Origin of the sequence: Psychrobacter nivimaris (assembly GCF_904846365.1) — a bacterium.
Classification (GTDB): domain Bacteria; phylum Pseudomonadota; class Gammaproteobacteria; order Pseudomonadales; family Moraxellaceae; genus Psychrobacter; species Psychrobacter nivimaris_B.
The window spans coordinates 16336-38941 of record NZ_CAJHAL010000009.1 but is presented as its reverse complement, the minus strand read 5'-3'; the positions used below and the strand labels follow the sequence as shown (position 1 = coordinate 38941).

Here is a 22606-nt window from a genome sequence, read left to right as displayed (position 1 = left end):
TCCATAATAGAGTTGTCAAAAAATACTATGCCTGAATTACCTGAAGTAGAAACCACTAAAGCCAGTCTTGCTCCATTGTTGGGGCAACAGGTAGTTGATGTTAAAGTATTTCAACCAAAACTGCGATGGATGATGCCAGACAACTTGGACGAGCTAATTAATTACACATTAGAGAGTGTCGAGCGCCGAGCAAAGTATCTAATTCTTAATTTTCTGCCAGTAACTGCACAGAATAACGCTAAAATGTCAGCCAGCAAAGTTGAACCACGTCAGCTTCTTATTCACTTAGGAATGTCAGGTAGCTTACAACAGCATAGCTATGGTACTGATAAGCGCAAACATGATCATCTGGTCGTCATTTTTAATGATACTGCTAACAAAAAGTCTCAGCTACATTACTATGATCCAAGACGTTTTGGTTCACTACTATGGCATGAAAATTACGGTAGTAAACTACTAGATCATTTAGGTCCTGAACCACTTTCAAAAGATTTTACCGCAGACTATTTATACAGCTTAATCCAGCGTATTGATTTAGCTAGCCAAGATGGCAATGGGTCATCGGCAGATAGTACCAAAACGAATAAGCGACTGAAACCTATCTCCCGAGCGATTAAATCTGTCGTCATGGAGCAAGAAGTCGTGGTCGGTGTTGGCAATATTTATGCGACTGAAAGTCTGTATTTATCCAGCATCCACCCTGCTACGCCAGCCAATCAACTTTCATACGATCAAATTGTTATTTTAGTGAATCATATTAAAGAAATTTTAAAGAAAGCGATAAAGTTGGGCGGTTCGACACTACGAGATTTCACAGTAGCAAGTGGTCAAACTGGTTACTTTCAGCAAACCTTAAATGTGTATGGTAGACAAGGAGAAAGCTGTCTACATTGCAGCACGACGCTAGAAAACATTAAGCTTACTGGTAGGGCCAGTGTTTATTGTCCAAATTGTCAGCCGTTAAAATAGCTAATAACTGATATCTGTTTGCTTGAGGTATATTTAGATTACATGAAGATAATATTTAGATACAGTATCTACTTTTGAAAGTACCCAATATTGTCAAAGCTATAACTAGATTATTCTCATTTTTGTTGCTTATTAGCGCACATCTTGCTTTAATAGTGCTAGCGCTTACATAAATAGTGCGTATCATTTATTTTTCTGTAATATTTAGCCTAACTATTGTTGCCGCAAGATTCCTGCGTGAAGATAGCAGCAGCCATTGATCATACTACTATGAGTTTCAGGATATCGTTATGACTGTTAAAGCAAAAACCCAACGCACAGTTAAGCAGAGATTTTTTACTGTATTGGCAACTTTAGGATTGGTAGTTGTAACTATTCAGCCTACTTTTGCAGCTATAGAAATTGATGAAACTGATTTCGGTCCTTCATACGAGACGATGGTAGTCGATACGATTGTTGGTAAGCCACTGCAACTCGTGAATGCTGTAGCTGGTACGGCAGCTTATATCGTAAGCCTACCTTTTTCACTTATTGGTGGTAATGCAGATCAAGCACAGCAGAAGCTATTTGTTGAACCTTGGGATGCGATGGGACGTTGTTTAGGCTGCACAGTTGCAGAAGACAACTATTATAAATCTCAAGTTGTTGATAATAACGTAGTACGTATCGTTGTCGATCAACCATCAGAAATTCTGATTAACACCAATGACTATGTAGTGGTTACTCCATAACAATTTGCTTTTAGTAGGCACACCAAATAGTTTACAAAAATAACTGTGACTATTTCATAGAAAAAAAGGCTAACTCGAGAAGTTAGCCTTTTTTATTGTCAACGATTTGATAATTTATTTCGTAATACTGGTATTACTTAATTTAGCACTGATTTCACGCAGCAACTTCACTTCTTCTGATGGCTCTTCTACTGCTTCTTCTATAACTTCCTCCACCTCTTCAGCACGGCGCATTTTATTGACACCTCTCACCATCATAAAGATGATGAAAGCTAAAATTAAGAAGTTAATAAGTACGGTAATAAAACTACCGTAAGCCAACACAGGTACACCTGCTTCTTTGAGCGCATCATAAGTCATAGCAATACCATCAGGTGCATCACCTAAAACTAAGAACATGTTTTCAAAATTAATCTCGCCGCCAAAGATAAAAGCGACAATTGGCATAATAATATCATCTACCAAAGATTTTGTGATGGTAGCAAAAGCCCCGCCGATGATGACACCGACTGCCAAATCCATCACATTACCTTTGACAGCGAACTCTTTAAACTCTGAAACCATACTCATTGTTTTTTCCTCAAAATTTATCTATAAACCAATAGATATTTATATAGTTAGTATCACATCTAACTTTCATGTTAATAATTGAATACATTAATACCACTATTCATTCTGTCTGTATTTTTCCAAGATTACAACATAAAAAAAAGCAGTATAAAGTCAACCACTAATAGCTCACCTTATACTGCTCATTTTTGAATCACTCAGTGCCAGTAAAACTACTGACACTAAGTGTTCGCGTCAAATATCAATACTATGAATCACTAAGTAATTCAATTATTGATATTAAGCACCTTTTTTACCACGGCCGTGACGTTTACGCTCACTTTCAGTTAAGTAGCGCTTACGAATACGTACCGCTTTTGGCGTTACTTCGACTAGCTCATCGTCTTGAATAAATTCAAGCGCTTGCTCAAGAGTGAACTTCACTGCTGGCGTCAACGTCAATGCTTCGTCAGTACCACTAGCACGTACGTTGGTTAACTGTTTAGCAGTCGTCGGGTTAACAGTCATATCATCGTTACGAGAGTTAAGACCAACAATCATACCTTCATAAACTTCAAGCTGTGGTTCAGCAAACAACTTACCACGTTTCTGTAGGTTAAATAGAGCAAAACCTAGGCAAGTACCATTTGCCATAGAAACCAATACACCGTTAGAACGACCACCAACATCACCGATCTTCTGTGGACCATAATGTGAGAAGCTCGAGGTCATGATACCACTACCTGAAGTCAGGGTTAGGAACTCAGAGCGGAAACCGATCAAGCCACGCGCTGGTATGGTCGCCTCGATACGCATACGGCCTTTACCGTCCAGCTCCATGTTAGTCATCTCGCCTTTGCGTAGACCAACTTGCTCCATGATAGAACCTTGATGCTCTTCTTCGATATCGAAGACAACGTTTTCATACGGCTCTTGTAGCTTACCATCAACTTCTTTAACGATAACTTCTGGACCAGAAACACCTAGCTCAAAACCTTCACGGCGCATGTTTTCGATAAGTACTGATAAATGAAGCTCACCACGGCCTGAAACTTTAAATTTGTCAGGAGACTCTGTGTCTTCTACACGCAATGCTACGTTATGAATCAACTCACGCTCAAGACGCTCACGAATGTTACGTGAAGTCACAAACTTACCTTCACGACCAGCAAATGGTGAATTATTTACTTGGAAGTTCATAGATACTGTAGGTTGATCTACCGTTAGTGCTGGTAGCGCTTCAACATTGTTAGGATCACAAATAGTATCAGAGATGTTTAACGCATCGATACCTGTAATACAAACGATATCACCTGCTTGTGCATCTTCAACGTCAATACGATCAAGGCCATGGTAACCCATGATTTTTAGGATACGGCCGTTACGCGTCTTACCATGCTTATCAATGACAGTCACTGGCGTGTTAAGTTTAACTTTACCACGTTGAATACGGCCAATACCAATTACACCAACAAAGCTGTTGTAATCAAGGCTTGAGATTTGCATACGGAACGGAGCGTCAGCATCAACCTGTGGAGGCTGAACAACGTCAACGATAGTTTTGAACAATGGGGTCATGTCATCAGCTAAATCATCTGCTTCTAGACCTGCAATACCGTTCAATGCTGAAGCATAAACAACTGGGAAATCAAGCTGCTCATCGTTTGCACCTAGGTTATCAAACAAATCAAAGATTTGATCCATTACCCAATCAGGACGTGAGCCAGGACGATCAATTTTGTTGATAACAACGATCGGCTTTAGACCTTGTTCAAATGCTTTTTGCGTCACAAAACGAGTCTGAGGCATTGGGCCATCAACAGCGTCAACAACCAAAAGTACGCAGTCAACCATAGACATTACACGCTCAACTTCACCACCGAAATCGGCGTGACCTGGGGTATCTACAATATTGATACGGTATTCGGTTTCTGAAGTTTTATCTGTCCAGCGGATAGCTGTGTTTTTAGCCAAAATGGTAATACCACGTTCTTGCTCAATATCACCTGAGTCCATTGCACGCTCAGCAATGTTTGCACGGTCGCCAAAAGTACCAGACTGATGTAATAACTTATCAACCAAAGTTGTCTTACCGTGGTCAACGTGGGCAATAATTGCAATGTTACGCAGGTGTTTGATATCGTTCGCCATATAAAATGCTCGTTTCGTCTTAAAAAAATGCAGTAGCAGTAAGCGCTGCTGAATAAACTTTCATCATCAATCAGATAGATATTGAATCTAAGATGACGCAGAAAAGAATGCTATCAAATAAAAAAGTTCAATACAATCAAATATCTATACTGACGAATTCATCATACAGATTGCTATGCTAATGTACATACTGTTAATTTACAGAATGTTTGGGTGGCTAGTATAACATTATTGATTCATAAATTTATGTAATAACTCACTTTTCTCAATACATAAATAAAAAAAGCCACCCATTGGGTGACTTTTTTTGTAACTGTATATTTAACTATACGGTTATTTTGCTAATACTTATTGAACAACCATATCTTTAGTTTGTTCAACAGTCATTGTTTTGTCACCAGTGATGATGGCATAAACACGACGGTTCATAGCACGACCTTCTTCAGTGTCGTTTGAAGCGATTGGGTTGTTGTAACCATAGCCTACAGTTGATAGACGGTTTGGAGCAATACCGAATTCGTTAGTTAGCATAGATTTAACAGCAACGGCACGAGCTTCAGATAGACGTTGGTTATAACGTGCTGAAGGACCAGTCTTAGAAGCATGACCTTCTACACGAGCGGTAGAGTTAGGATACTCACGCATCTTCTCTGCTACTTTAGCGATTTCTGGCTTGTACTGGTTTTTGATAGCTGACTTGTCGTTATCAAAGAATACACGTAGTTCCATTTTCAGTTCGTCAGTAATGTCTACTGGTACTGGGCAACCGCGCTCATCAACTACAACGTTCATTGGAGTGCCTGGACATGCATCGATGCTATCAGGTACGCCATCACCGTCAGAATCAAGATCAGCTTCAACAAGGACTACTGGAGTGTTGTCAACTACTGGCTCTTGCATAGGTGGTACTGCTACTGTAGGTGCTAAATGGCCACCTAGTACTACTTCTAGACCGGCCAAAGCCATGCCTTCCCACCAGTTGTTGTCAAAGTTATGAATCGCACGAGCTTCACCACGTAGGCTTAGCGCGTCATTGATGCGATACATAGCACCTAGACCTAGGTTACCAATAGTGTCTTTAGAGTTTGATACTTCAGTACCAGCAGCAACTACTTCACCGTTAGAATTAGTATACTGTTCTTGGTTCTCTACTTTGATTTTAGACTGACCAGCACCTACTAGTACATATGGCTTAAGTGCGCTATCAGTGTAACCAGTGAATTCTTCAGTACCGATCAAGAAGTTACCAGAAATCATTTCTTGTTCGATATCAAAGCGGTTAACGCCTGCATCAGCTGAATCTTCAGAAGCTTCACCGTTTGCATCAGATACGCCATATTCTACTTGGAACTGAGTAGAAGGAGTAAGTTCGATACCTAAAGCTGCACCAGTGTATAGGCTACTTTCTTTGGCTACGCCACCATTGCTATTACCACGGCTACCATCACCGATAACATCGCCGTTAGCGTTTTCATATAAGTTTTTACCAGTAGTAAGAACTTCACGCTGTTTGTCAGAGGTATCACTGAATTCTTCAGTCATGTGATAACCAAGTAACAATGGGCTAATAGTAACACCAGCATTAGCTGCCATCGGTGCAGCCGCTACAGCAACAAGGGCTAGAGCTATTTTATTCAATTTCATGGACTTCCTCCAAAGGATAATTTTAGTGATGCATTAAGCAAAACCGATTCTCAAGACGTACTAAGATAGACATCTCTTACGCATTTTAAGTTACAAAGCAAAACCAATTAAGGAGTAGCTTAGCGATTATTAATTCAGTTTACAACTTTTTTCGTTAACGAGCTACACATTATTACACGATAATGTTGTAACTAAAACACAATAAACAGTCTAAGTTACCCAGAACTAACACACCTTACGCTTCTTATCTTTTACACAGCAGTTTGCGATAGATGAATAGTCTATTGATAGCTATTTTCTTGAAGTATTTTATTACAATTAGAATTTTTTCTCTATTGTTAATGTCGTTCTTTCACTAATTGAAACATTTTTTGACAGTCGCTATATATTACATATATATTGTAAAAAACCAATATTCTTCTGAAAATCAAGTAATTAGGTGTTGTATGTGTTTTATATACAGTGGAATAAGAGAAAGTCTAAAGAATTTAGACAATTGGTTAGCTTAAAAGATAGTCAACACAAGGGTGTGTGAGACGTTGTTTTTACTTCAAAGATAAACAGCTATAGGATGTAGCGCATTATGAACTTGCTTAGTAAGATACTGGCCCATTATAAGAGAATAGCCATTTTTACCCTTTGTTTACCTATTTGTAAAAACGGCAGGTATGGAATTGATAATTTATTAGCTATTGCATCTAGGTTATTCAATAAACTATTGAAGTTTGTCATTTATAGGAAACCACTCCTTCAAAACGATAATATTTTAAATGCTAAGCAATCAAACGGCTTTACTCTCGTTGAGCTAACTGTGACGACAATGGTATTAGGAATTATTGCAGCTATTGCGGCGCCAAGCATCTTAACGCACTTAGCACGGATGGAAGCGCAACGTGTCAAGCATCAACTAGAGAGTACCTTATCATTAGCAAAGGCTGAAAGTTACATAAGTCGGCAGGATGTCTTGGTTTGTTTATCGAATGATGCACAGCAATGTCATAGGAACAGTGATAAAACGCTTCTGCTATTCGTAGATAAAAACAATAATAAGCATTTTGATTCTCAAGTAGATACCTTATTAACTCAGCAATCCTTAAACCTAAGATATAGTACAGTGAAATTAAGAGTTGGCGGTAGGCGTCACTATACTAAATTTTGGGGTGATAGTGGCAGACCACGAGGACACTTCGGTCATATAAAATATTGCCCTACCTCTTCTTATAATAAATCAATGTACCAAATCTCTTTTAACCAATCCGGTATCGTCAAACATAAACTTAACGTAGACCACCCTACGAAATGTAATGGGTAATAGATGCCGTATATGCAAACCTATTCATGCATGGCCTCTTTCATCATTGTCACAGCGCTTTCTAGTCCTACGAAGACCGCATCTGCAATAAGTGCGTGACCAATATTTAACTCATAGATACCATCAATCTTTGCAATAGCATTCACATTGTCACACGTTAGACCATGACCCGCGTTAATAAGCAATTTATCGTCTAGGCTCTGTGCTGTAGCTACTGCTTGTTCAAGTCTTTTAAGTTCAGCCAACTGTACGTCAGTATCATTTGCTAAGCCTGCTTCGGCATAAGCACCAGTATGCAACTCTATTGCGTCTGCGCCACACTCTATTGCGGCTGCAATCTGCTTGTCATCAGGATCAATGAATAAGGAAACCTTAATATTAGAGGCTTGCAGTTTATGAACATACTCTTTTAGAGATATGACTTGCCCTGCAACATCAAGACCACCTTCTGTCGTTAGCTCTGCACGCTTTTCAGGTACTAGACATACCCAAAAAGGTTTAACTTTGCAGGCAATTGCAAGCATCTCATCCGTTGCGGCCATCTCTAGATTCATTCTCGTCGACAACTGCCCTGCCATTTCATAAACATCCGCATCTTGTATATGACGACGATCTTCACGTAGATGTATAGTGATACCATCTGCCCCTGCCTTTTCGCACAATAATGCAGCAGCCAAAGGATTTGGATAACTCACACCACGCGCTTGACGCAATGTTGCCACGTGATCAATATTCACGCCTAACAAAGGTTTTTTTGAATTGTTTTCAGATGAGGTAGATACAGAGATGCTCATAAAAAATCCTTTGGACAATTAAGCCTAACTTATATAGTTGATACTACGATGATATTTGAGAATGCAGTTATTGATAACGCTGCTGTTGCTGCCATAACAGACGACTTTGTAGCGGCTGATAATCAAGCAAATGATCAATAAGATGTCGATGTAGTTTTGACCAATGGCTCAGCGTCTGTTCAGTAATACCTAAACGTGCCATTTCTATGATATCCGCACCCTTAAAAACAGTCTGTCCAGACTCACTGGCTAAATGCTCAGACTCTTCATTATGTACCAATACAGGGAGCAAACCTACATCCGGTAAAAAGCGGTAAGTACAATCATACTCGATGGGATCTTCAACGTTGTCATGCGTTAACGTTAAAGTGAATCCTAATTCGGTAAATAGATACTGCTCAAACTGACGTAGACAGAGGCGAAGCTCGCTATTATTGAGAGGTTGCTTGAGTTGTTGTAGACTGATTTGATAATGCTGCCACAATACTGGCATTGGATCTTCAGTAGGTAACAACCGCCACAGAATCTCGTTTATATATAGTGCAGCATACTGATGTTGACCGCTGATATTAGCGTAAGGTACGGCTTCTAAGACAGCAGGTGCACTATCTTTTTGAACACTATCTTTTTGAACACTATCTTTTTGAACACTATCTTTTTGAACACTGTCTTTTTGAACACTGTCTTTTTGAACACTGTCTTTTTGAACACTGTCTTTTTGAACACTGTCAGCTTGAGTATTATCTTGCGAAGCAATATTAATTTGACTAAAGGTTTTTAAGTCGCGTTTGCCAGTAGCAAAAATCTGTAACGGCATAAATAGTGGCGCGCCTTTTTTCCCAACACCATGTATCACACCGTGTTGTTGAGAAAAAAGATAATACAAAGCGCGCTTTTCTTGATAAGGACGCTGATGCAACAAATACCCGACGAGCGCTTCATTACGCATTTTTTATTACCTAAATATCTAAAAGGCAGACAGTGCTTTTGAAGCGTTCGTTTTTAACCGCTATCAATAACCCAAACTGGTCAATGCACGCTCGTCATCGGACCAGCCACGTTTCACTTTGACCCACAAAGTTAACATGATTTTTTTACCAAACAACTGCTCCATATCTTTACGAGCATCCATACCAACTTGTTTGATACGCTGGCCTTTATCACCGATAACGATGGCTTTTTGACCACCACGCTCAACATAGATAGTCGCATCTATGAAAGTACAAGCTTTGCGTGGACGCCCTGTTTTTGGATCAGTATGGGCAGGTTCATCTTTAAACTCATCAATCTGTACGGTTAAATCATATGGCACTTCATCACCCGCACTACGCATGATTTTTTCGCGAATGATTTCACTGGCTAAAAATCGCTCAGAGCGATCTGTGATTTGTTCTGTATCGTAAATAGGCGCAGCGACTGGCAAATGTGAGGCAATCACTTCTTGCAAACGATCTAAGTTTTGATTTTTTAGTGCAGATACAGGAACGATATCAGCAAAATCGAAACTATCGTTGAAAGTTTCGATAAGTGGTAGCACGCTGCCTTTATCTTTTAGAGTATCTGACTTATTAATAACCAATACGACTGTTAGATTGGTCTCACCGAGCTTTTGCAAGGTCAATAAATCATCGTCACGCCATTGATCTGAATCGACAACAAACAGTACTAAATCTACATCTACTAACGCCGATACCGCCGCTTTATTCATACGTTCGTTAATAGCACGTACTTCGTTACGGTGAATACCTGGTGTATCAACAAACACCGCTTGCATTTCATGGTTTGACAAAATGCCATGAATACGATGACGGGTAGTTTGCGGTTTACGTGAGGTAATAGACAGCTTTTGACCCAATAAGTGATTCATCAAAGTTGACTTGCCCACATTTGGTCGTCCAACAATGGCCACATAACCTGCTCTAAAATCATCAGCCATCCGAGTATTACCACTTGGCGCAAAAAACTCTTCAATAGCCATATCATTGTCTAATGCAATATCTTCTGCATCAATAGCATGAATCTCTTCGGTAACTTCGATATTGTTTTGGCTTAAATCAATATCTGTATTCTCACCCAAATTTTGGGTGCTGTCTTCATTGTTTGATGGCAAATCAGTATGATTGCTCATAAGTTAATCCTATAGGGTTTGTGACTAGCCGAACAGTCTTTGATGGTAAATTTATTTAGTCACCATTAAAAACGGGCTAGAAACATTTAAAGTTTTAAAATGAATAATATGTGAGGTAGTTTTAATGTATGTTTGCCAAGTTATAAACCAGTCTAAACAGATACTATGCATCTAAAAACGCGTTTATGGATGTCGGCTATACACGTTTTTTGGCAGATCCTGGCAATTTATGTAATTGGTTAATCATAAGCTCTGCTGCTTTCTGTTCAGCAATACGGCGGCTCTCACCAGATTCAGTAATATCAGGGCAATTATTGATATTGACATGGCAACGTACAACGAAAATTTGATGCGGTGCATTACCACGCGTTTCCATGAGTTCGTAGTTGGGCAAGTCAAACTGCTTAGATTGTAGCCACTCTTGTAACCGACTCTTGGCGTCCTTCAGCGCTTTTTGGTCATTGACATTATCAATCAGATCACCATACCAAGAGAGAACACATTTGCGAGTAATATCCATATCTTGGCTGTCTAAATAGATAGCACCAATTAGAGACTCTACGGCATCGGCCAGTATAGAAGCACGATTGCGACCGCCACCTTTGCGCTCACCTACTCCTAATATAAGATGGTTAGACAGCTCTAAATTTTGAGCGATAATTACCAACGACTCTTGGCGTACCAATGTCGCACGCATACGCGTTAAGCGCCCTTCATTTTGACTAGGATAACGATGATATAAAGCTTCACCCACAATCATCCCTAAAAGTGCATCACCTAAAAACTCTAGGCGCTCATAGTTTTTTTTGCTATCAAATGAGCGATGCGTTAACGCAAGTTTAGGTAGACTCAAGTCATTGAACTCGTAGCCTAACTTACGCGTTAATACTGCTAACCGCTGAATAAATTCTGAGCTAACAACAAGCGTGTCAACAGACGTACTATTTTTTTGGGAAGTAGGAACCGCTTGGGAATGGTGCGAAGTTGGTTTCATGCGTGGTTTGTGGTTATCCCTTCTGCTTGACAGATTTAGTTTAATAATATTATTTGATATATTTTATGAATATAATGAAGGTGCTATGTCGTACTATTGCGACTTACTCTGCTATCGTCATCTCGATGTTACCTTCGAAACGATTCACGATATCGACATTGCTAAAAAAGTTATTAGTTACTGCATATTCTTTATGGATAGCCAATTGACCTGTTTTTTTATCAGTAAAGGTAAATACTTCTTCTGCCTTGGTATCATAGTCAGCATTGATAGATAACTGTTTGTTGACACGTTCAACAAATTGTTTGGCTGTCTCTTTATTATTATTGGCTTCTTTTAACTGTGCACTTAATACTTTGGTCAATTGATAGTCACCAATCTGAGCCGGTACGATGGCTACTATCAACTTAGTCGCAATACCCAAAAGTATAATAATAAGAACAACATTTGTCACACTGGCGCCGCGCTGCATAGCCAAACCAGATAATTGCTGCATTATGATATCCTTCTAAAGATAAACGACTATTTCGAATAAGTGTATAAATAATAAATAGCTATTAATTATTTAGCAACGATATTAGCATAAAACCATTGTCAACAAATCAACCGATAAACAATCACACCGCCTTAATTGATAGTACCATTACGCTCAAAGGTTGGTAGGTTAAGACCAGGTGGTTTATGCATCCAAATATAAACTGCCTTACCTGCTAGGTTTTCATCAGGAACGAATCCCCAAAATCTACCGTCTGCACTGCGATCTCGGTTATCACCCATCACAAAATACTGACCTTCTGGTACGTCAATGCGCCACTCAGTACCTTCTGACTCAACCACTTCTGGCGATTGTTGCTGCAAAAATGGCGCGTACTGTGAACTGTTCATGCCGTCTAAATAGCGCACGAGGTGCTCGTTGTCACCTTGTACTTCTTCAAAATATTGTGCCGCATCTTCTTCTTGCTGACCCATTGCAGAAGCACTCTCTTCGGTCAGCACTTGACCTGGACCAATTTGCCCTGGTAGATATAGCTGTGAAGTCAATTCAGCATTTGCCGCGAAATCTACAGACTTAGTCTCAATAGGTACATCATTGATAGATAACGTGCCTTGACTATAGCTTACGGTGTCACCAGGCAAACCGATAACGCGTTTAATATAATAAATGCTCGGGTTTTCAGGGTAGCGAAACACTGCCACATCACCATGCTCAGGTTCACCAGTATCTAGCACCTTATTATAAGTTAGCGGCAGGCGCACGCCATATGCATACTTATTGACGGCAATAAAGTCACCCGTATATAGCGTCGGCACCATAGACGATGATGGGATATTAAATGGCTCAATTAAAAATGAGCGTACTATCAATACCACTGCTAACACAGGGAAAAAGTCATAAGCCCAGCGGACCAGTAAGCCTTCTTGACCTCGACCACGAGTTTTGCGCTGTTTGAGCGCTAGCTTATCTAACAGCCAAACAATTCCTAGGACTATAGTTAACGGCACTAAAATTAAATTAAAATCAAAATCCATACCAAATTGCCTATTAACGAGCGGCTTATCTAACATCTTTACGATAAGACTCACTACATTTGACTGTTATCTACAATGACTATCTTAGGTTACGTTTAGCGATTAGCTATCAACTTGCAACACAGCTAAGAAGGCTTCTTGTGGGATTTCCACATTACCTACTTGCTTCATACGTTTTTTACCAGCTTTTTGCTTAGACAGTAGCTTTTTCTTACGTGATACATCGCCACCATAGCATTTTGCTAATACGTCTTTACGCATGGCTTTTACCGTACTACGACCAATGATTTGGCTACCGATAGCTGCTTGAATGGCGACATCAAACATTTGGCGCGGAATCAGCTCTTTCATCTTAGTAACTAGAGCATTACCACGATAACGTGATTGGGTTTCGTGCACGATCATCGCTAAGGCATCGACTTTATCGCCATTGATTAGTACATCAACTCTCACCAACTTATCGGCTTGATAACGTTCAAAGTTATAGTCTAGCGATGCAAAACCACGTGAGACCGACTTTAGGCGATCAAAGAAATCCATGACCACTTCGCCCATTGGGATATCAAATATAAGCTGTACTTGTCGACCCATAAAACGCATATCAACCTGAACGCCGCGACGCTCAATACATAGCGTCATTACATTGCCTAAGAATTCTTGCGGTACTAAAATCTGACAGCGGGCAATTGGCTCACGGAATTCTTCTATGTTGTTTGGCTCAGGTAGATGTGACGGATTATCTACATAGATTACATCACCGTTCTTTTTCTCAATTTCGTAAATAACTGAGGGCGCTGTAGTAATCAAATCTAAATCATATTCACGCTCTAGACGCTCTTGGATAATCTCCATGTGCAGCATACCTAAGAAGCCACAGCGGAAACCAAAACCAAGCGCATCCGACGTATCTGGCTCAAAAAACAGCGACGCATCGTTAATTTGCAGTTTTTGCAAAGCTTCACGGAATTTTTCGAAATCACTCGAATCTACTGGGAACATACCAGAATAGACTTGTGGCGTGACTTGTTTAAAACCTGGGATACGATCCACATCAGGGGTCTTAGCATGAGTGATAGTGTCGCCTACTGGTGCTCCGGCAATATCCTTAATACCCGCAATAACAAAGCCGACTTCCCCTGCTTCTAAAACACCCGTATCTACAGGCTTAGGCGTAAAGACACCAATCGAGCCAACCAGATGTGCCTCTTGAGTCGATTTGATATATAACTTGTCACCTTTACGTATAGTACCTTCACGCACCCGTACCAATGAGACCACGCCCAAATAATTATCGAACCAAGAGTCAATAATTAGTGCTTGCAGTGGTGCTTCACGGTCACCAGTTGGTGCCGGGATAAACTCCACCAGCGCTTCTAGCAGCTTATCAACACCAAGACCAGATTTGGCTGATACTCGCGGTGCATCAACGGCATCGATACCGATAATATCTTCAATTTCTTGAATGACGCGTTCAGGCTCAACTTGTGGCAAATCAATCTTATTTAACACCGCCATGACTTCTAAGCCTTGATCAACGGCTGTGTAGCAATTGGCTACTGACTGCGCTTCTACGCCTTGAGCGGCATCAACAACCAATAGCGCACCTTCACAAGCTGCTAATGAACGCGACACTTCATATGAAAAGTCGACGTGACCCGGGGTATCAATAAAGTTAAGCTGATAGCGCTCACCATTTGGATGATCATAAAACAGTGTTACTGACTGTGCTTTGATAGTGATACCGCGCTCACGCTCAATATCCATTGAGTCGAGTACCTGCGCCTGCATCTCGCGATCTTGCAAGGCACCGCACATCTGAATAAAACGATCGGCAAGGGTCGACTTACCATGATCAATGTGGGCAATGATTGAAAAGTTACGAATATTGGCTAATGCAGTCACAAAGCGCCTACTAAATTAAGGGTGATAGAATAATAAAACTAAAAAATAAATATTGTCAGATGCAATTGATAACGTGCTTGTACTTCTTTCAAGGTTAACCGTTATAACAAGCCAATTTGGCTAATACCACCGTCTAAAATCCATAGCCAAGCACATTAACTCTTATGCGTAGACATAAAAGAGTATTCTAGCAGTTTTCCACTGCAAAGTAAGGCGATTTTGTTAGAAGAGATGTGACTTACAGATGAAATGACAAGCTAAAAAAGGATAACGCAACAATCGTTACACTTGTTGAACTTCGTTTCTTTATATAGATACTATTATAATTACTATGACTTCTTAGAAACAAAAGCGAATAAATGACTAGGGTAAATTGGTTTTAGACATATCTACGTCTGTAGTTTCACTGCCATTTTGGTACAGATACTTATACATCCATGGCGATCTGCCATAAAAAGCACCATTTATTTGAGTTTGCTCTATCAAGTACTCACGAAATCTCAAATAAAATTCATTATCTGGGCCCTTAGGCTGCTGCCAAAAATCATCAAGCGGCTTTTGATCTGTTAGCTTAGGAATATCGTAAATTGCACGACCCATAACCTTAGTAGGTTTCTTATGATAAACCGACTGCAAGCCTGTCGTACTGTTAATAGTCACCATGCCAATGCTGTATTTCATCAAAGTCGGCAGGTGCATATCACAACCATAGAAAACACGATGAGACACTTGATAGCGCTCAGCTAGGCTAGCTACCAACTCCCGATAGTCTCTATGACCACGATCCAATGGATGATGTTTAAACACGAGTAACTGTTTTTGCTTAGCAAAATTTGCAAAGCTTGCGATAGACTCGTCAATGAACTGTACCACATCACGATAATCACTATGATGGGTAATCTGTGAGTCATTATGTACTTGTAAACTGATCAAAAAGTAATTGTTACTTTCCTGTTTGGTCAGTCTATTTTGCAGGTGTTTGTCTGGTAAATATCCTCGTAGCTTCCGCCACGGTGCTTTTAACCAAGCGATGGCCTCTTGCCAAGCAGTCATACCACGATAATGCGAATAATGTGGGTAACGGTTTTTGAAAAGCCAAGCAATGATGTAATAGACGATAGCTGCGATACTTAAGCGATAAAATCGATTATGTGTGTATAGAGGCTGATCATTCGCTTTCTTAAGCGCTTTAATCTCAGCAGTGTTTAGGCGTGAATAACCGTTAATCCCATGTTCTTGCAAGGTAATATAATCAGGACGCAAGTACCCTTCTTCAAAAACAAAGAATGAAATACCTAGCTTCTCACTAACGCACGCTGCTTGAGTATGATGCGGTCGACAATCACCAAAGCATACAATTGCATCAATGGCATTTTCTTTAATGAACGCCTGCAACCAAGAGGAAAATTGCGCTAATGTATTGGTATATTCGTAGGTATTGTCGTGATGGTAAAAAAAGGCATCGCCTGCATTAAAATTGATTTTGCTTACTTTAATGTCTTGAGTTTGCAAGAATGAAGAAAATCGATTAAAAAACCCACCCATTTTTCCTTGTAGTAGCAAGACATGTCGATGAGTAAGCAAGTGAGACATCGAAGCTGCCATAATACAGGGCTACCATTAAATGAGAAAATAAGAAATAAAAATGAGAAAGGTCGTGCAACCGTGTGAAAACACATAGCGTAAAAGTGATTATACCGAAAAAGCACCTATTTGTCGCAATGCAATTATACGGTGCTACTCTAATAAATTAACGAGACATTTTACGTAATTTCTGTTGCCATCGATGACGCTGCTGCATAAAACGTATAGTCGCGTGACGTTTCAATTTTGTAGATAAAGACGAGGTCACAGTCTTAGCTGAACTATTTAAGGTATTAGCCATTTTAGATTGCGATTCTTCACTATTCGCAAGCAGATGTAAATCTTTGGGAGGATACAAATAATCGATCATCTGCTCTACTTGTGCCAGCCCATAGCCGTCAGGCAGACGATACAACGGGTAACATATAAGCGCGCCATATATTAGCTGCTCAAGAGTTAAAGGTATATCTCGTTGACGCCTTTTTAGATAGGTATATTTCGGTAACGACTGCCCGTCAATATCTGTGGTCAATCCCCAACCTGCATAAAACGGCAATCCATAACAGGTAACGTCTAACCCTCGCAGCAACGCTTCAAAACCAGTCAATGAGCTGATCGTATGAACCTCATCCACCCATTCTAAGCAATCAGGCATCGCAGTATCATAGGCAACCGCTTGAACTTGTCGTAGATGAGCTTCTGATACTTTACCTGCTCGCAGTCCCGCTTCGACATCAGGATGCGGCTTATAAATTAAATAAGCGTCTGGGTTATCTTGTCGTACACGTTCGATCAGACCACTGTTTGTCTTTATTGTAGAGCCGCAGTACTGTACTGACAAATCGTCCTCTACCTGACCGATAATAAGGACGCGACGTCTCCCAGATATTTTGGCATCCTGCATCCACGAATTATTTTGGATGCTAGAAACATCTATACCAGCCCCAACATTGTATTTACTTACCCGCTGATTCAGCAGTTTATCTTGCAGTTTTTTTACGCGAAGACGCTGTTCAGAACTCAGTGGCTGACAATTTTGCAGCAATGTTTCTAAATCTGAAGGTTGGGTCGCATCGTAATAAATACCTTGCTTATCTATCACAACAGACAGTGGTGCCAATAAAGTAGCACCTAGACCATTTGATCGGATAAACCCATCTTCCATACAATAAATAGCTGGCATATCCGAGCTTTGTTCAGCAAGTTTACTCTGTAGCTTCTTCTGTACTTGCTGACGTTTGGCTAAACCCCATACCAATAAAGACTGTTGGTAGTTGACACGGAAATGGTCTGGATGTAGAAGGTTTTTTAGACGCGGTTTTGGTTTAACGAATAATGTCGTACGCGGTAGGGCTGTGAAAGCTTTGACAAATGGCAACTTCCAACGACTAAATTCATATATCGTCAAATCGCCTTCAAGGCGCGCTTGCCATCGCCGATTGGTCACTAGCCATTCGATGGCTGTATCAATATCACAAGCTTGTTTCGTTGCTGGATCTACATAACGACTATAATCAATATAAGCACTATAAAATAATGTTTCTAGTGACGTTTCAAGCGTCTTATGTGATGTTGTAGGAAACATTGCTGAGTTTGACAAATTTCTATTATTGAGGAGTATCGCAGCTGATGCTAAACGACGTTTCTGAACTGATTTAAGTAGACTTTTGGGCGCATTAGCGTCATTGGTCAGCCCCCAACCGCTATACCAACTGACCCCGAAGCAATGCACTTTTTTTCCTAGCATCAATGCTTCAAAGCCCATATGTGAGCTGACGGTATAGACATCACTTACTTGTTTAAGAAGCTCAATAGGATTGAGAGACTCAGTCAATAGCCTAACGTTTTTAGGCAGTTTTAAGTTGGATAAGTAGCCTGATTTTGACGCAGGGTGAGCCTTTATCCAAATATGGGCGTTAGGATGGTTGTGGCATGCAGATTTTAGCATCTTCTTAAATTGACGTTTATTCGCACCAACGCCTTTAACAGAGGCATCACCTGCTACTTGGTCAATCAATAGGATATGTGATTGTGAAACATTTTCCTTTTCGTTAATATTTTCTTCATTAATCAATTTATCCAATGATGGACAATCGATTATAGAATTATATTTACTCAGTTTTTCTTCGCATATACGTGTCATCAGATGACGAGCACGTGCATCGCCTGCTGCGCGATTACTGCTAGCACTCTTGGTGCGCTCAATAACTAACTGCTCAAGACGTGAGTGGTGCGTCATATCAAAGTAGATGCCAATATCATCGACAACCACGCTTAAGCCATGGCGACTACTAATACCTGAATCCAATGAACGCAAAAATCCATCTTCAATACTTAAAGTATTCAGGTCCTGACGGGTGGCAGCTTTATCAGCTCGTTGGAAGCTTTTCTTATGCCCCCATCCAATAAATGCCTCAGGTTGTGGTTTTTTCTTGCGATTTATCAGGCTTTGTTGCAAGCCTGACCACGGATACCAGCGCTGGATATCAGCTTGCAGCACTTGCGAGAGTAGCAAGTTATTGCGACACATACCCTTACCAATCACTGCCAATTGCTTTGGTGATTGGTACTGTGACGATGGCGAAAGTAGCGCATGATCAGAGGTAGACACATCAGATACCTTGACTTCATTCGCTACTTTTTTTGCCATATCTTTAATACCTTTACTCGTTAATTTTGGTTAAATCTGTTCAACAGTCATCGTTAAGTCATGACTGGCTAACCGTTATAGGTCTAGAACTACCTTGGCAGCAATTGCTAACTGATAAACAATCTGTGATAGACCGCGCGCAATCTCCACACGCTTAGTTTTGACTTTCGGTAATACCATAATCTCGTCACCCTGCTGGATACGATACGCAGTATTGACCACTTGGCTCGCTCCATTTTGATGAATAATTAAGATATTCTTTGTATCAGCGTTGTCAGAGAAACCACCAGAGTTAGCCACATAATCCCCAACGGTATAGTCAGGATTAAAGGTAAGTGCCCCTTGTGCTCGTACTTGACCATTGACTGTAATGACTGACGTTTGTGCTGGTATCTCAATGATGTCGCTTTGTTGCAGAATAATATCCTGCCACGAATTTGGCACAACGACGATTTGACCATCCGTCTGAACATTACGAGCTTTAGCGACGAACTGCTTAACCAATGCTGCATCATCTTGACGCAATGCGGCTTCTTCACGAGTCGTTGACTGAGTGGCAAGTGTCAATTCTTCTAGACGATCGAGTGACTCGTTAATCATGCGTTTTTGTTGCTCAGCAACAGATTCACGATAGATGGTTAGATGCGTTAATTTAGCCAGTGGACTTGGCTGTAATTGTGGCACGATATCTTTTAGACGCGCACCATATGGCACAACCATTGCGCCATTACCAGTATGTGCACCTTTTACCTGCACAGCGATGGTACCTGCGTAACGATCTGATGTTACTACCATTTGGTCGCCGTTATAGACAGGAACGTTTTGGGCTTCACTTAATGAGTAGTACTCTGCCGTTTGTGCACGTCCTGCACTGCGAGTGATACTGACATTAGTAGCATTGGCTGCCGGATTAGACACTTGCAACACATCACCAATAGTCAGATCATTCACATCAAACTCAAAGGTATATTCGTTTTGAACTTGACCGCTTACCACAAATGTCTTTTTCTGTGGTGCCACGGTGATGACATCACCATCACGGAATGAAAATGCCTGTAATTTACCTGCTAGCAAAAAGTCATATAAATTGACTTGCTGTAGCATTTGACCATTGCGCTTGATTTGAATGTCGATATAACTACCGCGCGTTGGGTCAACGCCGCCTGCTCTATCTAAATAAGACAATACCGAGTCTGCTGCTAGACCACCGTAATAACCTGGCTGCTTAACAAAACCTGTGACAAATACTTTAACGGGCTGCGCCTGCTCTAATGAAGCATAAACCCCTACATTCGAGCGGTAAATACGACTGACAGCACTTTTGACCACGTTTTGTAAGCTACCATTTTGCACACCAGAGACGCGGACTGGTCCAACGTTCGGTAAGAAAATATTACCTTGTGGATCGACGGTCATGGTAGCAGCATACTGGTAAGCGCCCCACATTCTTACTTGGACGTTATCACCAGGGTTAATCACATAACTGTCATTAAAGGTAGAGCCTGAAGTCGTCGAAAATGCCCCACGGAACAATTGCTCACCGAACATCATATCTTGAGTTTTAATATCTTGATAAGGACGCGTGGTATTGATAACTGACTGGCTTGGTAAACTTGCTGCGTTAACCGCTTCTTGAGTCGTTGCTTGCCCTGGCACTGCCCCAGCAAATGCTTGGGTAGACACGTTAATATTGCTCTGGTTCTGAGATTGACTCATGTTATTGTTGCTTGTGCCAAAGCCTGAACCTGATATTTGATCTGCATAACTGCTTGCAGCTGTTGCAGACATACTAGTCGCCGCCATTGCCAAGCTTGTCGCTATCACGATAGAACGTGGTTTCATATTCATGAGTTATATTCCTTTCCTGATCTATCGATCATTACTGATATCTGGTTTTTCAAGATTAGCTGCGGTGATCACGGACAACTGCCATTACCAAACGCACAAATCCGTATAGCATTAAGAGCAATGCAAGCGATGTCCAAATGAGATACGCTTGGCGCGGATATGTTGCATCTTCAGCTTCATAGGGCGTTGAGATCACAATCAAGTTTTTCATTTTCTTGAACGCTTCTAGTCTTGATTTCTCAAGCGATGACAACGACAATTTATACAACTCGGTAGCAAAATCCACATCTGCCTTGATGGTCTCAAACTGTACCGCTTGACGGTTTAATTTGGTTGTATTTGGTGATGTCAATTTGGTTTGTTCTTGAGTGATTTGCTCTTCAACAGCTTTTATTTGGCTTCTTAGTGAAACCACTTGCGGCGCATCTGGATTTAGATAACTGAGTAACTGACGCTCTTCGGTACGCAACGAGCTTAATTGCGCTTGCAAGCTGCCAATTAATTGATTGACGATTTGCGCATTGGCTTGTGGGTCATAGATTTCGTTTTCATTCTGATAGTTTAATAGCTGCTCTTTGGCGTCATTTAAACGCTCTTCTGATTCATCTAACTGGGTTTCTGCAAATGCCAATTGATCACGAGCCACTTCTTGTGAAATACGATTCACAAAACGCTCAGACTCTCCTAAGATAGCTTTGTTCAGCTCAAAAGCATACTTTGAGTCAAAGCCTTCTGTTGATACCGAAAGCACATAGCTTTGCTCATCGAGATCAATGTGAACCCGTTTTTTGAAGTATTCAAGCAAATCTTCTTGGGTTGCATCAGGATCTATTTCATAAATAGGATCAGAGCCATCAACATAGTAAGCGTCTCGGAACTTAAACTTACTATCGAGTCGCTTCACCATATCATTCGACAAAATATACTCTGTCAAATAGGTCGCGTCTTCTTTACTGGTACTATTTACGCCCAATAGAGCTGATATACCACCACCAGATGGTACGCTCGAATCACTAACTTGCTTCACTACCACGTCAGCAGTCGAAACGAAGCGCGGATGCGCCAGTGTCATTACATAGTATATAACGAGCAACCAAGGAAGAATGACCAAGCCAATAAACAGCGAGAAGTTAATTATCTTACTTTTTTGCTTTGTGGATATGCTTTTCATAAACCTCAATCGCTTCTGTTGTATCGTCAAACACGTGTGCTGTTTGATCCATTAGTACAATACCAATATCGCAGTTTCGTTTGATATCACCAATATTGTGCGACACTATTAAAAATCCTGCTTGTGCACGGCGGGCCGCTAAAATCTCTTCGCTACGTTTTCGGAATGCCGCATCACCAACGGCACCCGCTTCATCGAGCATATAGTAATCAAAATCAAAGGCCAAGCTAAGTCCAAACGTTAATCGAGCTTTCATTCCTGATGAGTAGCTTTTTACCGGCATATCAAAATAACTGCCAATATCAGCAAATTCTTCGACAAAACGAATTTTTTCATCAATATAAGGACCACTTGAATATAAGCGACAAACAAAGCGTACATTTTGACGACCTGTTAGACTACCTTGGAAACCACCTGCCACCCCAACTGGCCAAGAAATAGTCGAGTTGGTAATAATCTCTCCATAATCTGGCTTATCTAGTCCACATATAATACGTAACAGTGTTGATTTCCCAGCACCATTACGACCAAGCAAGCCCACACTTTTTTTATCACCAATAGTCAGATTCAAATCTTTGAATAGATAATGCCGACCTTGTTTGGTCATAAATGATTTAGAGACGTTCCTAATTTCAATCATTCATTTACC

18 protein-coding genes are annotated in these 22606 nt (G+C 40.6%); 3 read left to right on the top strand and 15 right to left on the bottom strand.

The window, feature by feature from the left end; genetic code table 11:
- The first annotated feature begins 27 nt into the window (after positions 1-27).
- Positions 28-969, top strand: a complete 942-nt coding sequence (gene mutM, locus JMX63_RS05645) for a bifunctional DNA-formamidopyrimidine glycosylase/DNA-(apurinic or apyrimidinic site) lyase (protein WP_201571496.1) — start codon at positions 28-30, stop codon at positions 967-969.
- A 290-nt stretch (positions 970-1259) separates the two neighbouring features.
- Positions 1260-1700, top strand: a complete 441-nt coding sequence (locus JMX63_RS05640; RefSeq protein ID WP_201571495.1) for a hypothetical protein — start codon at positions 1260-1262, stop codon at positions 1698-1700.
- Positions 1701-1814: 114 nt separating this feature from the next.
- Here the strand turns inward: JMX63_RS05640 and mscL are convergent, their stop codons facing one another.
- The 3 genes from mscL to JMX63_RS05625 all read right to left on the bottom strand — a co-directional run bounded on the left by mscL (position 1815) and on the right by JMX63_RS05625 (position 6044).
- Positions 1815-2270, bottom strand: coding sequence for a large conductance mechanosensitive channel protein MscL (mscL, locus tag JMX63_RS05635; protein WP_057758404.1), 456 nt, complete (start codon positions 2268-2270; stop codon positions 1815-1817).
- 279 nt (positions 2271-2549) lie between these two features.
- The gene (gene typA / locus JMX63_RS05630) at positions 2550-4400 is read right to left on the bottom strand and encodes a translational GTPase TypA (RefSeq protein ID WP_057758402.1); all 1851 of its coding nucleotides are present in this window, start codon (positions 4398-4400) and stop codon (positions 2550-2552) included.
- Positions 4401-4748: 348 nt separating this feature from the next.
- Positions 4749-6044, bottom strand: a complete 1296-nt coding sequence (locus JMX63_RS05625) for an OmpA family protein (protein ID WP_201571494.1) — start codon at positions 6042-6044, stop codon at positions 4749-4751.
- A 583-nt stretch (positions 6045-6627) separates the two neighbouring features.
- Between JMX63_RS05625 and JMX63_RS05620 the strand changes: the two genes are divergently transcribed.
- Positions 6628-7356, top strand: coding sequence for a GspH/FimT family pseudopilin (locus JMX63_RS05620; RefSeq protein ID WP_201571493.1), 729 nt, complete (start codon positions 6628-6630; stop codon positions 7354-7356).
- A gap of 20 nt (positions 7357-7376) precedes the next feature.
- Here the strand turns inward: JMX63_RS05620 and JMX63_RS05615 are convergent, their stop codons facing one another.
- The 12 genes from JMX63_RS05615 to JMX63_RS05560 all read right to left on the bottom strand — a co-directional run bounded on the left by JMX63_RS05615 (position 7377) and on the right by JMX63_RS05560 (position 22597).
- On the bottom strand, positions 7377-8150 hold the full coding sequence (locus JMX63_RS05615) for a pyridoxine 5'-phosphate synthase (protein ID WP_201571492.1): 774 nt from the start codon (positions 8148-8150) through the stop codon (positions 7377-7379).
- A 67-nt stretch (positions 8151-8217) separates the two neighbouring features.
- On the bottom strand, positions 8218-9099 hold the full coding sequence (locus tag JMX63_RS05610) for a DNA repair protein RecO C-terminal domain-containing protein (RefSeq protein ID WP_201571491.1): 882 nt from the start codon (positions 9097-9099) through the stop codon (positions 8218-8220).
- Between the two features lie 63 nt (positions 9100-9162).
- Complete coding sequence (gene era, locus JMX63_RS05605; RefSeq protein ID WP_227526679.1) at positions 9163-10128, bottom strand: GTPase Era; 966 nt, start codon at positions 10126-10128, stop codon at positions 9163-9165.
- A 346-nt stretch (positions 10129-10474) separates the two neighbouring features.
- Positions 10475-11272: a ribonuclease III gene (gene rnc / locus JMX63_RS05600; protein WP_057758394.1), complete on the bottom strand. Its 798-nt coding sequence runs from the start codon at positions 11270-11272 to the stop codon at positions 10475-10477.
- Positions 11273-11375: 103 nt separating this feature from the next.
- Entirely contained in the window at positions 11376-11768 is a 393-nt protein-coding gene (locus JMX63_RS05595) for a DUF4845 domain-containing protein (RefSeq protein ID WP_227673250.1), read from the bottom strand.
- 131 nt (positions 11769-11899) lie between these two features.
- A complete protein-coding gene (gene lepB / locus JMX63_RS05590) occupies positions 11900-12802 on the bottom strand; it encodes a signal peptidase I (RefSeq protein ID WP_201571488.1) in 903 nt (300 codons plus the stop codon).
- A gap of 102 nt (positions 12803-12904) precedes the next feature.
- Positions 12905-14704 (bottom strand): translation elongation factor 4, encoded by a 1800-nt coding sequence (gene lepA / locus JMX63_RS05585; protein ID WP_101204270.1) that lies wholly within the window; start codon positions 14702-14704, stop codon positions 12905-12907.
- Between the two features lie 363 nt (positions 14705-15067).
- Entirely contained in the window at positions 15068-16309 is a 1242-nt protein-coding gene (locus JMX63_RS05580) for a capsule biosynthesis protein (protein WP_182176697.1), read from the bottom strand.
- A 145-nt stretch (positions 16310-16454) separates the two neighbouring features.
- Positions 16455-18938: a capsular polysaccharide biosynthesis protein gene (locus tag JMX63_RS05575; protein WP_201571485.1), complete on the bottom strand. Its 2484-nt coding sequence runs from the start codon at positions 18936-18938 to the stop codon at positions 16455-16457.
- A 75-nt stretch (positions 18939-19013) separates the two neighbouring features.
- A complete protein-coding gene (locus JMX63_RS05570) occupies positions 19014-20786 on the bottom strand; it encodes a polysaccharide biosynthesis/export family protein (RefSeq protein WP_201571483.1) in 1773 nt (590 codons plus the stop codon).
- Positions 20787-20841: 55 nt separating this feature from the next.
- The gene (locus JMX63_RS05565; RefSeq protein ID WP_201571482.1) at positions 20842-21957 is read right to left on the bottom strand and encodes a capsule biosynthesis protein; all 1116 of its coding nucleotides are present in this window, start codon (positions 21955-21957) and stop codon (positions 20842-20844) included.
- Complete coding sequence (locus JMX63_RS05560; protein WP_201571480.1) at positions 21926-22597, bottom strand: ABC transporter ATP-binding protein; 672 nt, start codon at positions 22595-22597, stop codon at positions 21926-21928. The genes JMX63_RS05565 and JMX63_RS05560 overlap by 32 nt, the downstream gene beginning before the upstream one ends.
- Positions 22598-22606: the final 9 nt, after the last annotated feature.